Raw genomic sequence first — 14031 nt, 5'->3', positions numbered from 1 at the left:
AGGACCTTTCCGTCGCGGCTCAGTCCCGCCGGGCTGTGACCAGGGCCGTCAGTAACAGCGCCAGTAGCGCGACCGCCACGCCGAACCCGGGACCGTTCCCCGACGTGGTGCTGGCTGTCGTTCGGCTGGAGGACGGCACGTCCGACCCGTTCACTGTCCGATTCGCCTCGGCCAACCCCTCGGGATGCCAGGCCTTCGCGAGCTGGGTCAGTGGGATCGCTACGCGGGGGCCTGGCTGGTTGATGTAGCTGTAATCGAGCGCGATGGTCTGGTTCTGCTGGACAGCGGTCGTCTCATTGTACGGCGTCCCGCCGGGGAGGGTGTAGTCGTCGGGGTAGACGATCCACGCAGGGTCCCGGTCGAGCACGACCTCGTCGCTGAGTTCTCTGTACCCCTCCAGTCCTGCCTCGACAGCGACGTTCTCCCCCCCAGCCGCCTCGACCGCCTCGTGGATGTGCGTTCCCGTTCCGGTCGTGTAACCGAAGAACGTGTACAGGACCGACGGCCGGTCGCTCGCGTTCGCGTGGGCCTGCCGGGCGCGTTCGACCGCGAGCCGAAACTCGTCGGCCTCGCTGCGCGCCGACTCACACGAGCCGACCAGCCGTCCGACCGTCTCGACGTTCCGGGCGATGCCGTCGAGAGACTCCACGCCGGCGAAGTGATACACCGTCAGTCCGGCACCGCGGAGCGCCTCGACCGTCTCGGGGTCGGTGATGTTCGCCGCCAGCACGAGGTCGGGGTCGGTTCCGACGACCTTCTCGACGGTCCCCTCACCGCTCACGTCGGCCGTACCACTCCGGTTCAGATAGGACGTGTACTGGTTCTTCGGGACGCCGACGGCTCTATCCCGTGCCCCGACCTCCCAGAGTATCTGTGCGTCGCTGGGCTGGAGCGCGACGACTCGCTCGGGCTGCTGGTCCACCGTGACGTCCGTTCCCGTCACATCCGTCCGCGTGACCGGGAACGTACAGTCACCCTGTGTCACTGCCGCCTGCTGCCCGACTGGCGCCCCGATTGCGGGTCCCACACTGTCTACCGGTGGGCCGCCGGCGACTGCCCCGGTCGCCGTGAGTCCGCCAGCAGCCAGCAGCACCGCCGTGAGAACGAGTGTTCGCGTGTGCATCTGCGTTGGGCTCTGTCGGTATCCAATAAGTATTTGCCTACTCCAACCCAGTTTGAATATCATGCATACGGGCGTCCGGACCGTCTGGTGGTCGGTCGGTCTGTCCGTCGTCCTGGCTGCGGCGATTCTCGTGAGCGCGACCATCGGCCCGGTGGCTATCGCGTCCGACACGGTCGCGAAGGCCACGCTCAACGCCATAGCCGTCCCCGCCGGCGTTTCGGTGACCGCCGAGCCTGCCTCTCTGTTTGGCGCGTCGGCTCCGGTGCCCGTGCTGGACGTCGCATACACATATCCGGTCTCCCTCGCGGTTCCGACGACCGCCGAGACTATCGTCCGACAGGTGCGACTTCCCCGGATCGTACTGGCGGCCGTGGTCGGCTTCTCGCTGGCTGCTGCCGGCGCGGTCATGCAGGGCTTCTTCCGCAACCCGATGGCCGACCCGTCGATTATCGGCGTCTCCTCCGGCGCGGCCGTCGGCGCCGTCGCGACCATCGCCTTCCCGCTCGCGGTCCCGTTTGGACTCCAGACCGCCGCTTTTGTCGGTGCCCTGCTGGCCGCTTTCGGCGTCTACGCCATCGCCAGCGAGGGTGGCCGCACACCGGTCGCCACCCTACTCTTGGCGGGTGTCGCCGTCCAGGCGCTGCTGGGCGCGGCCGTGTCGTACATGCTGTTGCAGACCGGCCAGAGCCTCCGGGAGGCGGTCTACTGGCTGATGGGTCAGCTCTCGGGTTCGTCGTGGGCCGAGGTGGAGGTGACGCTGCCGCTGTCCCTGCTCGCGTTCGCGGTCGTCTACGTGTACGCCCGGGACCTGAACGTGCTGCTGCTCGGTGAGACCGACGCCCACACGCTCGGAATCGAAGTGGAGCGCACGAAACGAATCCTGCTCGCCGTCGCCAGCGTGATAACCGCCGCCGCCGTGTCGGTCGCCGGCGTCATCGGCTTCGTCGGCCTGATTGTTCCTCACGCCATGCGGTTGCTCGTCGGTCCGGACCACCGCATCCTGCTTCCGACGAGCGCGCTGGCGGGCGCGGCCTTCCTCGTCGCCGCCGACACGTTCGCCCGTGCCGGCCCGGCGGAGGTCCCTGTCGGCATCGTCACCGCCGCACTGGGTGCCCCCTTCTTCCTCTATCTGCTGCGCGACCGGGAGGTGCACGCGCTGTGATCGACATCGACGACCTCACCGTCAGCCGTGGCGGCGTCACCGTCTTCGAGGACGTGTCACTCACCGTCGCGGAGGAGGAGTTCGTCGCGCTCGTCGGCCCCAACGGCGCTGGCAAGACGACGGCGCTGCAGGCCATAAACGGCGTCCTCACGCCCGATTCAGGAAGCGTACAGGTCGACGGGCGTCCGGTCGCCGACTGCTCGGCCCGGGAACGCGGTCGACTGGTCGCGACCGTCCCACAGGATACCCACGTCGGTTTCGAATTCTCCGTCGCGGACATCGTGGCGATGGGACGGACGCCACACCACACCCGCGTCGGCCGGACCGACCACGAGGCCGACCACCGGGCGGTTCGGCGCGCGCTGGACCGGACCGCGACCGACCGGTTCGCCGACCGCCCCGTCGACGAGGTCAGCGGCGGCGAGCGCCAGCGTGTCCTGCTCGCTCGCGCGCTCGCACAGGACACGCCTGCCCTCTTACTCGACGAACCCACGGCGAGCCTCGACGTGAACCACCAGGTCGAGACGCTGTCGCTGGTTTCCGACCTCACAGCCTCCGGGAAGGCCGCGCTCGCGGCGATTCACGACCTCGATCTGGCCGCACGATTCTGTGACCGAATCGTCCTACTGGCCGACGGCCGCGTGCTGACGAGTGGGCCGCCCGCCGACGTGTTGGACACCGCCTCGCTCGACGCGGCCTTCGACGCCGACGCCGCCGTGACGACCCATCCGACCACGGGGACGCCGTTAGTGACCGCGCTCGGCGAGCGTCGAGACCGGGACCTAACCGCCCACGTCGTCGGCACCGGCCGGACCGCCACCCGAGTCATCGCCCGGCTCCACGACGCAGGTGCGACCGTCACCGCTGGCCCGCTCCCGGACGGCGACATCGCAGCCGAGACTGCACGCGCTCGTGGTCTGAACGCCGTGGCAGCCCCGCCGTTCGGGCCACTCGACGCCGCGGTCCGGGACAGCGTGGCCACACTCCGTGACCGGGCGGACGTCCTCGTCGCGGCCGACCCGCCGGCCGCCGACGGCGTCGCGGCCCTGCTCGACACCTCACTCCCGGTGGTCAGGGTCGAGAGCGACCGCGGCGACGCCGACACGCGGGGCCTGTCCACCTCGTCGTCGTCCGAGACGACGCGGGCGACGACACCCACCGACGTGCTGGACGCCGTCGCCACCGTCACAGCCGGGCGGGAACTACCCGCAGACGACTGAGTCGAACGTGCCGCTCGTCGCTGTTTCCGTGTCAGCAACAGTCACTGCGGGGTTACACTGTTTCGAGGAGAAAGCCCACGGCTTCAGCCGTGGAATGAATCCGACAACAGTCGAAACAACTAGGACGGTTCGTGGCATTGATTGTGATACTGAGTCCGAAGTAAGGATACGCACGCCACCGTGGCGGTAGATGAAGCCCAGTATCTCGGCCGGGGGCCGTACTGGCACGGCCCACAATCCCACCGTCAGTGAGTGGGGAACCTCTCCGTCGTGGGCACGGTCTGTGACCGTGGAACCCCACGAATTCAGTCGTGGGAGGATGTCAGATCCGTACCCGACGTACGTTTTCATGTCTTCAGTATCCGAGCCACGGGGAATCGGCTCCGGGGCCGTCAGCCGCACCGCCGACTGGGTGGTCACACTCGTGGCGGTCCTCGCAGGACTGCTGTCCGCGGCGGGCGGGGCCACGCTCTACGCGGCCGCCGACCGGAGCCGGATCGCTGCAGTCGTCGCAGAGGGCACAGCGCGGTCGGACGGCCTGACCGAGGCGCAACTCGTCGACACACTCCACGGGCTCGCGTGGTGGGGTGGCATCGGACTGGCGGTCACGGGCGTCCTGTTCGTGGTCGCTGGCGTGGCGTTCAAGCTTTACCGTGCCCGCCGGCGCCGCCGACGCGCCGAGGCCGGTGTGACCGGCCCGGACACGACCACCAACGCCGTAATCGGCGCAGTCGCCACCGTAGTCGCCTCGTTCGTCCCGTTCTCGCCCGTGCTGGGCGGTGCGGTCGCGGGCTACATCGGCCGCAGTGACGGGAGTAGCGGCATCCGTACCGTGCCTTCTCCGGTCTCGTCGCCGCGGGACCGGTGGTCGTTCTCTTCGGGTTCCTGATCGGCGTCGGCCGCGGTGCTGTCGCCGTCGCCCTGGTCCTCCTGTTCGCGCTCGTGGTGACGGTCGTCGCTGTCGTCGGGCTCTCGTCGCTCGGCGGGTACCTCGGGGTCGAACTGGCCGACCGAGACGGGGCGGCCTGAACCGTCAGGACAGATCGACAGTCAACACCGGCACCGACGCGTCGGCGACGACCTGTTCCGCCGTACTCCCGAGGATATTCTGCGTGTAGTCGTCGCCCTGGGTGCCCATCGTCACCACGTCGACGCCCTCCTGTTCGGCGTATGCGACGATTTCGTCGGCCGGTGTCCCCCGTCGAATCGCGGTGACCGCCTCCAGCCCGGCGGCTTCGAGCTTCTCCGCGACGCTACCCACAGCATCGGTCCCCTCTGCCTGCAGGTCGTCGAGGACGTCTGCCTTCATCTCGTCGTCAAGTGTCAGGAACGCCCGGTCGTCGACGACGTAGAGGACGTGAACGGTGCCGTCGTCGGGGACGATGTCGACGGCGCGGTCGAGGACGGCGTCGAACCCCTCGCCGCCGTCGGTCGGGATCAGAATGTCGTCGTACATACGGGAACGTCACCCCGCGGTGTACACACCCCTTTCGGTTGCAACCCGGTCGCCTTGTTTCGACCCCGAGTCAGATGACGGTACCGTGTTTCTTGCTCGGCCGGTCTTTCTCGACGTCCTCGTAGAAGTCGAACCGAGCGGCCAGTTCCGCCCGCAGGTCGCCGGGCGGGACGATGTCGTCGATGACGACCTCGCTGGCCATCCGGTGTACGTCGATATCCTCGCGGAACTGTTCGCGGAGTTCCCGCTCGCGTTCGGCCCGCTCGTCCTCGTCGTCGATCGCCGCCAGTCGGTTGGCGTAGACGGCGTTGATCGCCGCTTCCGGCCCCATAATCGCAATTTCCCCGCTCGGCAACGCGATGGTCGACTCGGGGTCGTAGGCCGGCCCCGACATCGCGTAGATGCCCGCGCCGTATGCCTTCCGGACGACCACACACTGCTTGGGCACCGTGGCCGCCGACGCGGCGTAGATCATCTTCTTTCCCTGTTCGAGGATGCCCGCTCTCTCGACGCCTGAACCTGCCATGAACCCCGGCGTATCACAGAGATAGAGCAGCGGCACGTCGTAGGCGTCACACGTCCAGACGAACTGGGCAGCCTTCTCCGCGGCGTCGGGGAAGATCGCGCCGGCGCGTTGGGCCGGTTGGCTGGCGACCACGCCGACGGGACGCCCGTCGATCCGCGCGAACCCGGTCAGGATTTCCGCGCCGAACTGGGGGCGTAACTCGAGGAAGGTGTTCGCGTCCACAACTCGCTCGATCACGCTGGTCATGTCGTAGCCCTTGTTCGGTTCCGCGGGGACGATTGAATCGATTCCCTCGGGTGGTTTCGCGGGCGCGGTTCCGGCGACGTTCGGCGGGTTCTCGTCACTGTTGTCCGGGAGATAGGAGAGCAGTTGGGCCACCAGCGACCGGGCGTGTTCCTCGTCCTCTGCGACCAGGTCCGCGCTGCCGGTGTGTCGGGCGTGGACCTCCGCGCCCCCAAGCTCCTGCAGGTCGATCTGCTCGCCCGTGACCATCTCGACCATTCGTGGACTGGCGATAGCCATCGCGCTCACGTCCCGCACCATCACAGTGAAGTCCGCGAAGATCGGCGTGTAAGCAGCACCGGCGATACAGGGGCCGTAGAGCACGCAAATCTGTGGCACTCGACCGGAGAGCCGAGAGTGGTTGAAGTAGTACTTCCCGATTCCCTCCCGGTTCGCGAAGAAACCGGTCTGCTGGTCGATCCGGCCGCCCGAGGAGTCCATCAGATAGAGAACGGGCTTGCCTGTCTTCAGGGCTCGCTGTTGCATCCGGAGGAACTTCTCGACGCCCTTCTCGGCCATGCTGCCGGCCTTCACGGTGAAATCGTTGGCCATGAAGTGGACGTCCCGGCCCTCGAACTCGGCCGCGCCGGTGAGCAGGCCGTCGGCGGGGAGGCGGTCGCCGTCCCCGTCGTCCTCACCTCTGGCGTCGTCGTCTCGCGGGTCACTTCGCTCCTCGCTCGACTGTTCCGAGGCCTCGCTACGCCACTCGTCGAAGTTCGCGAACCGTCCGTCCTCAAAGGCCACGCCGTCCTCGCCGAACCAGAGGTCCAGACGGTCGCGGACGAACAGTTTGCCCTGCTCTTCGAGACGCTCGCGGTACTTCTCGGGACCGCCGGCCTCGATGTCCGCGATCTCCTCGCGCAACCGCCGCTCGCGCTCGGTCGGGCCGAGGCCGTCGTCCGGTTCGGCCCCGTCCCGCCCCTCCGCCGCGTGGGTGACGGTGGGTTCGGTCGCGTCACCGACGTACAGTTCGACCGTGTCTGCGACGTGCTGGGCCATCGCTTCGGCGATGGCGGCCAGTTCCTCCTGATCGGCCCCCTCCGGAACGCGGAGTTTCATGCCACAGGACTGTGCCCAGGAGTGTGAAACCGTTTTCCCCTCTCTCGGTTCGCGACCGACACTGACACAATCCCGGCCTGCGAGCCAGTGGCTATGACAGCACAGGAGCCAGCGGATTCGGACCGCGGTCTCGTCGAGGGCTGGCAGGGCCGCCTCTTCCAGGACTTCACCGTCGGTGAGGTGAACGACCACCCATACGGCTGGACGGTGAGCGAAACCGGTAACGTCTGGTTCAGGAACCCGACGACGAACGCCGACCCGATGCAATTCAACGAGACCGACACCGGCACCGCCGATGGCGTACTGCTGGAAACACCTGACTTCGACTCCCGCGACCACGTCGGCATCGTCACCACCGAACTCCGGACGTGCAACCAGGACGACGACCTGGTCCTCACGCTTGAGCGGACGCCGATGGTGCTGAAACGCGAGGCCGCCGCCCCGACCGGCTGGCCAGAGGGCGTCGGAACCCAGCCGGAGGGCCCGTCGTGACCGAGCTCCCTCGGATCGAGGGTACCCGTCCCGTCCGGGAGGCCGGGGTCGCCGCCGCCGAGATTCCCGCCGACGCCACAGTGCTGGTCAGCGGCTTCGGGAGCGTCGGCTATCCAAAGGCCGTGCCGATGGCGCTCGCCGACTCGGACCGCGACCTCTCGCTGACCGTCGTCAGCGGCGGGAGCGTCGGCGAGGAGATCGACGTCGCGCTGGTCGAGGCCGGCGCCATCGCCCGCCGATACCCCTACCAGGCACGCTCGCCGGCCCGCGCCGCCGCCAACGACGGGCGGATGGCCTTCTCAGACCGCCACATCTCGACGCTGGGCGACGACGTGCAGTTCGGCGGACTGGTCGACGCGGACGTGGCGGTCGTCGAGGCCGTCGCCGTCGGCGAGGACTGGCTGATCCCGTCGGCCTCGGTCGGGCACACGCCGGCCTACGTCGACACCGTCGACAGCCTGCTCGTCGAAGTCAACCACGCACAGCCGCGGTCGCTGGCCGGCCTCCACGACATATACCGCCCGGACCTGCCGCCCGACCGCGATCCCGTGCCGCTGTCCGCGCCGGACGAGCGCATCGGCGGCCCGAAGATCCGGTTCGACCCCGACGACCTGCTCGCAGTCGTCGAGACCGACCGCCGCGACGAGTCCTACGAGTTCCGCGACCCGACCGACACGGATCGAGACATCGCGGCGAACCTCCGCTCGTTCGTCACCGACGAGGTCGAGCGCTCGCCGCTCTTCGCCGACGCCGTGCGCCTCCAGTTCGGCGTCGGGAGTCTCGGGAACGCGCTGATGGGCGCGCTCGCCGACGCCGACTTCGGCGACCGGGACCTGGTCTACTTCGGCGAGGTAATCCAGGACGGCCTGCTCGACTTACTCGACTCTGGGGACCTGGCGTCGGCGAGCGCCACCTCGCTCGCGCTCTCGGCCGAGGGACAGGACCGCCTGTTCGCGGACGCCGAGCGCTACGCCGAGGACGTGGTACTCCGACCCGCCGACGTGTCCAACCGGCCTGCACTGATCGACCGGTTCGGCGTGGTCGCGGTCAACAGCGCTCTCGAAGTCGACCTGTACGGTCACGCGAACTCGACTCACGTCGACGGGTCCAGAGTGCTGAACGGAATCGGCGGGAGCGCCGACTTCACCCGTAACGCGGCGCTGTCGATTCTCGCACTTCCCGCGACGGCCGCCGACGGTGACCGCTCCCGGGTCGTCCCGATGGTGCCACACGCCGACCACACCGAACACGACGTGGACGCCGTCGTCACCGAACACGGTGTCGCGGACCTGCGGGGCACAGTACCGCGGGAGCGCGCCAGCCTGCTCGTCGAGCGCTGTGCCCACCCCGACTACCGCGAGCGGTTGCAGACCTACCTCGACGGCGCGCTCGAAGGTGGCGGGCACGAACCACACGACCTGGACGCGGCCTTCGACTGGCGCTGAAAAACGGGTGCGCTACGCCAGCGCGCCCTCCAACCGCTCGATCAACTCGGTGTTGCCGACGTGGACCGGGACGCGCTGGTGAAGCCGGTCGGGCTCGACAGCGAGCAGTGACTGTCCCCCGTCGGAGGAACGGCCCCCGGCACACTCGACGATGTAGCCGATAGGGTTGCCCTCGAACTGGAGGCGGAGCTTGCCGTTTTCGGCCGACTGGAGCGACGGGTACGCGAAGACGCCACCGTACTCCATGACCTGGCTCACGTCGCCGATCATCGCGCCGCCGTAGCGGAGCTTCAGTTCGTCTTCGATCTCCCGGACGAACCCCTCGAAGTCGTCGTGCCAGTCCGGGACACGACCGCCGAACCCGTAGACCACCGGATCGGTGGGAATCGTCACCTCCTGTTCGACCACGCGGCGCTCGACGCCCTCGTCGGTGTCGTCGATCACGTACTCGGTCACCGTCCCGTTACGGGCCAGCACGAGCGTCGTGATCGGCCCGTAGAGAACGTAGCCCGCGGCGACGAGCGCACGGCCCGGCGCGGGCAGTGGCTGGTCGTACACCGCCAGAATCGTCCCCATGACGTTGTTGGACTTCAGGTTCGACGAGCCGTCGAGCGGATCACAGGCGACGTGGTAGTCGCCCTTGGCTCCCTCGCTCTCGACGACCTCCTCGCGTTCTTCGCTGGCGTAACTGGCGACGCCGTCGATGGCGAGCAGGCGTGCTTCGAGCAACTCGTCGGCGTGGCGGTCGGCCGCGAGCATCTGCTCGCCCGAGGGGTTCTCGCTGGTCTCGTACTCGCGCCGGCCGGTCAGGCCAGCCCGGACGTCCGGCGCGGTCTCCGTGACGACGTCGACGATTCGGGAGACGGTGTCAGTCATCTACTCGGCTTCCGGCGCCGCGCCCCCGGCAGCGGCCAGGGCCTCCTCGACGGAGGACTCCTCGAAGATGACCTTCTCCAGGGCGTCGAGGATGCGTTCGGGGTGCTCCCGCTGGAAGACGTTGCGGCCGACCGCGAGGCCCGCACCGCCGGCGTCGATCACACTCTTGACGTTCGAGAGGAACGCCTCGTCGGAGCGCTTCGAGCCGCCGGACATGACGACTTTCGTCTTTCCGGCCATCCGGACGGTCTCTTCCATCGCGTCCTGGCTGCCGGGGTACTTGACCTTCGCCACGTCCGCGCCCAGTTCCAGGCCCAGCCGGGCCGAGTAAGCGATGCTCTCGGGGGTCGTGGCGTTGCGTAGGCCCTGACCGCGCGGGTAGGACCACATGACCACGGGCATGTCGTACTCGCGGGCCTTCTCCTGGGCGTCGCGGAACTCCTCGACCATCTCGATCTCGTGGTTCGAACCGCCGTAGACGGTGAACCCGATGGAGTCGGCGCCGACCTCGTTGGCGTAGTCGACGGTCCAGTTGACGGCCGAGTTCGGTTCGCCCCGCCAGAGGTTCGACGTGCCGTTGAGCTTGGCCAGCAGGTCCACGTCGTCCTCGTAAGACGGGTAGTACGCTTCCGCGACGCCTTTCTGGACCGCGAGGGAGGTCACGGCGTCGTGGGTCGCCACGTCGAAGACGTGTGTGGGGTCTGCACTCTCCGGTACGTCCTCGAAGTCGACTGGCCCGTGTTCCAGGCCGTGGTCGTACGCCAGAATCAGCACCTTCCCGTCCCGGGTCAGGGGGCTGTCGTCGATAGGGATCATCTCACTTTTCTCTGCCTCACGTTCGCTAATTAAGTTGTTGGAGACCGTCAGTGAAACTCTCCTTCGAATTCGAGTTAATTTTCGACAGACGGGACCGGCGACACACTTAGGCGAGTCGGCATGGTCCACTTTTGCATGCGCTCACTGGACGAGATTCAGACCTGGGGCGTCGTCGGCGCGGGGACGATGGGCCACGGTATTGCACAGGCTGCGGCGACGAGTGGCTACGATGTCGTGCTGCGCGACGTCGAGGCGGAACTGGTCGAGCAGGGGCTACAGGGTATCGAAGCCAGCCTCTCACGGTTCGAGGAGAACGACGACCTCAGCAGTGAGGAAGCCACCGCGGCCCGCGACCGGGTCACCGGGACGACCGACCTCGCCGACCTCGCCGACTGCGATCTCGTCGTCGAGGCAATCGTCGAGAACGTGGATATCAAGCAGGACGTGTTCGCCGATCTGGACGAGACGGTCGAGGAGGACGTGATGCTGGCGACCAACACCAGCACGCTCTCGATCACCTCTATCGCGAGCGCGACCGAGCGCGCCGAGCAGGTGGTCGGCCTGCACTTCATGAACCCCGTCCCGCTGATGGAGGGCGTCGAGGTCGTCGTCGGGGAGCGGACCAGTGCCGAGACCGTCCAGTTAGCCCACGACCTCGCCGAGGACGTCGGCAAGACCACCTGGGAGTCCGACGACAAACCCGGGTTCGTCACCAACCGCGTGCTGATGCCCTGGATCGCCGAGGGCATCCGGGCTTTCGACGAGGGTGTCGCCACGAAAGCCGACATGGACAAAGGGATGAAACTCGGCACGAACGTCCCGATGGGGCCGCTGGAACTCGCCGACCACATCGGGCTGGACATCTGTCTGGACGCGATGGAGACCCTCCACGAAGAACTCGGCGACCGCTACCAGCCGCCGTACCTGCTCAAGCGAAAGGTCGAATCCGGTGACCTCGGGAAGAAATCCGGAACGGGATTTTACCGGTACGGGGAGTAGACTCGGACCCCGCAACGGGTACTTTACTATAGGTAGCCGGGTGACCCGGACGCACCAGAATGACCCTCACGCACTGGGGTGCGGGCCACGTCGCGCTAGCCGGGGCCGTCTGTCTGAGTGCTGTTCTGTACGTCGAGCGCCCAGCCGTCGATGCCGTCGTCGGCCTGTTCGGTGCGTCTGCAGTCCTGCACGCCGCCGTCATGATCCGCAACGAGCGGGCGGGAGAGAACACGCGGGTCGGGCTCTAAGACTCCTCGCTCAGCGCCCGTTCGAGCGCTTCTACGTCGTCCATCAACGACTCGAACTCCGCGCGCACGTCCTCGCGGTCGCCGAACTGGCGCTCGGCCCGTGTTCTGAGTTCCGTGGCGTCCTCGGCCAGCAGGTCCACCTGGCTCCGGAGTTCGTCCCGCCGGTCGAGTAGCTCGGCGACCCGTTCGGCGAGTTCGTCGATGTCGGCATCGCCGACCAGGTCGTAGTCGTCGTAGAGGCCGTTCCCGACGGCTCCGTGGCCGGCACCGGTCAGTTCGTGGACCGGCCCGTCGTCGGTGTCGGTTTCGGTGGCTAGGCCGAGCGTCGAGAGTTGCTGACAGCGGTTCTCGACCTGCGACCGGTCGAGGCCGGTCGTCTCGACCAGTCGGTCGATGCCGGCTCCCCCGTCGTCGTCGATGGCCCGCAGCACCGTTACTGCCTCCCAGTCGAGTACGTCGGAGAGTTCAGAAATCGTCGGCATGCCCGGACCGATGCGGGCCGACCGTGTAAGCGTTAAGACTCCGTTCGCGCGACGGCACGGGTCGCCGTCGCTTTGAACGTCGCCACGACCGCGGCACGAGAGTCGAGGCCCAGTCGCTCGACGCTCTCGACGGTCACGAGCGCAGTCAGGTGCAGTTCCGGGTCGATGCCGACCGTCACGCGGGCCAGGGTCTCACCGTGGTCGACTTCCAGCACCTGGCCCTCGAAGCGGTTGCGCGCGCTGGTCCCGCCGGGTTCGGGCGCATCGGCCGGCCGGTTCAGCGTCACCGCGTCCGCCCGAATCGTGACCGCGACTGCAGTACAGTCGGGCGGCGTCACGGCCCGTACCCGCCCCGCGGCGGTCTCGACCGTGGCGAGTTCGCCGTCGCGGTCGATTACGCGGCCGGTCAGGACGGTCTCGTCGGCCTCGGCGACGCCCGCAAACTCCGCGCGAACGCGGTCGAACGTCGCCAGCAACTCCTGGGCGCGGTCCGTGAGTTCGCTCCCACCGCCACCTCCACCACCCCGACTCCGGTCGACGAGCGAGCCGAACGCGTCCTCCAGCTCCACCACGCGGCGCTGTGCGTGTGCGTACGAGCGCCCCAGCGAGTCCGCCGCGGCGTTCAGCGAGCCCGCCTCGTCGATAGCCGACAGTAACTCCCGGTCCCTGACCGTCAGTGCGACGCCGTCGCGACCGAGTTGCACGTCGAAATCCGGGGAGACGTCCATAGCCAATGGTTGCCAAGCACTGACAAAACTGTTATGTCAGGGGCCGCACAACGGCGTTGTATCGTCTATGGCACAACGCAGCGGATCGCAGGGTGAGACGGGAGCGACGGACCGGACACGACGGGGATTCCTCGCGGCGGCGGGCGCGACGGGTGCGGCGGCGCTCGCTGGCTGTATCGGTGGTGGAGGCGGGAGCGGCGACTCGCCGGGATCGGCGATGCTCTTCCACGCCGGCAGTCTCGCGCCGCCGTTCAGCGCGGCCGAACCGCAGTTCGAGGAGGAGACCGGGATCGACGTGACCCGGGAGGCGAAGGGGTCGGTCGCCTCGACGAAGAAGATCACCGAACAGCGCCGCCGAGCCGACGTGCTCGGGGTCTCTGATTTTCGACTCATCCGGGACATGGTTCTCGGGGAGTACGGCGAGTGGCTCATCGTGTTCACGACCAACGCCATGTCGATCCAGTACCGGGAAGACTCGCCAGGAGCCGACGAGATCGGGACGGACAACTGGTGGGAGGTCCTCTCGCGCGACGACGTGACCATCGGTCACAGCGACCCCGCCGTCGACCCCGGTGGCTATCGCGCGGTGATGACCCAACAACTCGGGAAAGAGGCGTTCGAGGGGAGTCGACTCTACGACGAGTCGACCTATCAGGCGATGCGGGACAACTCGACGGTGCCGACGGGGACCGAGACGAACCTGACGGGCCAGCTCAAGAGTGGCGAACTCGACTACGTATTCTACTACCAGTCGATCAGTTCGTCGTCGGACCTGCCGTCCGTCGGCCTCCAGCCACGGGTCGACCTCTCGAAGGCCAACGCGAAGTACGCCGAACATTACGCGAAAGCCGAGGTCGAGACCGAGGACACGACCTACGTCGGCGCACCTATCGCCTACGGGATGACGGTGCCGGGCGTCGCGCGGAATCCCGAAAACGGGGCGCGCTGGGTGGAGTATATGCTCACCGAACCCGGCAGGCAGGTCCTGCGGGACAAGGGTCTCCAGCCGGTCGAGACGCCCGCAGTCAACGCCAGTGGCGAGGGGAGCGTCCCCGGCCGTGTCATGCAACACGCCGAGGCCAAAGAGACGCTCGGCCCGCTCCAACTGGACTCGTGA

At 67.7% G+C, this 14031-nt stretch carries 16 protein-coding genes; 9 read left to right on the top strand and 7 right to left on the bottom strand.

Going from position 1 to position 14031, the window contains the following annotated elements:
* Positions 1–19 precede the first annotated feature (19 nt).
* Complete coding sequence (locus tag Q0964_RS17370; RefSeq protein ID WP_299270276.1) at positions 20–1123, bottom strand: PGF-CTERM-anchored ABC transporter substrate-binding protein; 1104 nt, start codon at positions 1121–1123, stop codon at positions 20–22.
* 61 nt (positions 1124–1184) lie between these two features.
* On the opposite strand from Q0964_RS17370, the gene btuC reads away from it, so the two are divergent.
* The 4 genes from btuC (at position 1185) to Q0964_RS17350 (ending at position 4534) form a co-directional block, all read left to right on the top strand.
* Positions 1185–2285 carry a vitamin B12 ABC transporter permease BtuC gene (btuC, locus tag Q0964_RS17365; protein WP_299270273.1) on the top strand — a complete coding sequence of 367 codons (1101 nt, stop codon included), beginning with the start codon at positions 1185–1187 and terminating at the stop codon, positions 2283–2285.
* Positions 2282–3505 (top strand): ATP-binding cassette domain-containing protein, encoded by a 1224-nt coding sequence (locus tag Q0964_RS17360; protein ID WP_299270271.1) that lies wholly within the window; start codon positions 2282–2284, stop codon positions 3503–3505. Before btuC ends, Q0964_RS17360 begins: the two co-directional genes overlap by 4 nt.
* Positions 3506–3854: 349 nt before the next feature.
* On the top strand, positions 3855–4394 hold the full coding sequence (locus Q0964_RS17355) for a DUF5518 domain-containing protein (RefSeq protein WP_299270269.1): 540 nt from the start codon (positions 3855–3857) through the stop codon (positions 4392–4394).
* Positions 4370–4534 carry a hypothetical protein gene (locus Q0964_RS17350; RefSeq protein ID WP_299270267.1) on the top strand — a complete coding sequence of 55 codons (165 nt, stop codon included), beginning with the start codon at positions 4370–4372 and terminating at the stop codon, positions 4532–4534. Before Q0964_RS17355 ends, Q0964_RS17350 begins: the two co-directional genes overlap by 25 nt.
* A 4-nt stretch (positions 4535–4538) precedes the next feature.
* Here Q0964_RS17350 and Q0964_RS17345 read toward each other — a convergent pair whose 3' ends face one another.
* Positions 4539–4961: a universal stress protein gene (locus Q0964_RS17345; protein ID WP_299270265.1), complete on the bottom strand. Its 423-nt coding sequence runs from the start codon at positions 4959–4961 to the stop codon at positions 4539–4541.
* 70 nt (positions 4962–5031) lie between these two features.
* Positions 5032–6828, bottom strand: coding sequence for an acyl-CoA carboxylase subunit beta (locus Q0964_RS17340; RefSeq protein WP_299270262.1), 1797 nt, complete (start codon positions 6826–6828; stop codon positions 5032–5034).
* Positions 6829–6921: 93 nt separating this feature from the next.
* On the opposite strand from Q0964_RS17340, the gene Q0964_RS17335 reads away from it, so the two are divergent.
* Together Q0964_RS17335 and Q0964_RS17330 are read left to right on the top strand one after the other, a co-directional pair.
* On the top strand, positions 6922–7320 hold the full coding sequence (locus Q0964_RS17335; RefSeq protein ID WP_299270259.1) for a hotdog family protein: 399 nt from the start codon (positions 6922–6924) through the stop codon (positions 7318–7320).
* Positions 7278–8765, top strand: a complete 1488-nt coding sequence (locus tag Q0964_RS17330; protein ID WP_475405897.1) for an acetyl-CoA hydrolase/transferase C-terminal domain-containing protein — start codon at positions 7278–7280, stop codon at positions 8763–8765. The genes Q0964_RS17335 and Q0964_RS17330 overlap by 43 nt, the downstream gene beginning before the upstream one ends.
* A 12-nt stretch (positions 8766–8777) precedes the next feature.
* On the opposite strand, the gene Q0964_RS17325 is transcribed toward Q0964_RS17330, so the two are convergent.
* Together Q0964_RS17325 and Q0964_RS17320 are read right to left on the bottom strand one after the other, a co-directional pair.
* Positions 8778–9641, bottom strand: coding sequence for a class 1 fructose-bisphosphatase (locus Q0964_RS17325; protein WP_299270252.1), 864 nt, complete (start codon positions 9639–9641; stop codon positions 8778–8780).
* Complete coding sequence (locus Q0964_RS17320; protein ID WP_299270249.1) at positions 9642–10457, bottom strand: class I fructose-bisphosphate aldolase; 816 nt, start codon at positions 10455–10457, stop codon at positions 9642–9644.
* Positions 10458–10592: 135 nt separating this feature from the next.
* On the opposite strand from Q0964_RS17320, the gene Q0964_RS17315 reads away from it, so the two are divergent.
* Positions 10593–11456 (top strand): 3-hydroxyacyl-CoA dehydrogenase family protein, encoded by an 864-nt coding sequence (locus Q0964_RS17315; RefSeq protein WP_299270247.1) that lies wholly within the window; start codon positions 10593–10595, stop codon positions 11454–11456.
* Positions 11457–11515: 59 nt separating this feature from the next.
* A complete protein-coding gene (locus Q0964_RS17310) occupies positions 11516–11704 on the top strand; it encodes a hypothetical protein (RefSeq protein WP_299270245.1) in 189 nt (62 codons plus the stop codon).
* Here Q0964_RS17310 and Q0964_RS17305 read toward each other — a convergent pair.
* Both Q0964_RS17305 and Q0964_RS17300 read right to left on the bottom strand, forming a co-directional pair.
* Positions 11701–12186, bottom strand: a complete 486-nt coding sequence (locus Q0964_RS17305) for a hypothetical protein (protein ID WP_299270243.1) — start codon at positions 12184–12186, stop codon at positions 11701–11703. The two genes, Q0964_RS17310 and Q0964_RS17305, sit on opposite strands and share 4 nt — an antisense overlap.
* 32 nt (positions 12187–12218) lie before the next feature.
* Positions 12219–12914 (bottom strand): TOBE domain-containing protein, encoded by a 696-nt coding sequence (locus tag Q0964_RS17300; protein ID WP_299270240.1) that lies wholly within the window; start codon positions 12912–12914, stop codon positions 12219–12221.
* Positions 12915–12981: 67 nt separating this feature from the next.
* Between Q0964_RS17300 and Q0964_RS17295 the strand changes: the two genes are divergently transcribed.
* The gene (locus tag Q0964_RS17295) at positions 12982–14031 is read left to right on the top strand and encodes an extracellular solute-binding protein (RefSeq protein ID WP_299270237.1); all 1050 of its coding nucleotides are present in this window, start codon (positions 12982–12984) and stop codon (positions 14029–14031) included.

It is taken from the genome of Halorientalis sp. (assembly GCF_028275115.1).
Taxonomy (GTDB): domain Archaea; phylum Halobacteriota; class Halobacteria; order Halobacteriales; family Haloarculaceae; genus Halorientalis.
Note: the sequence above shows the minus strand (reverse complement) of the source record. Positions and strands in the feature narration are given on the sequence as shown.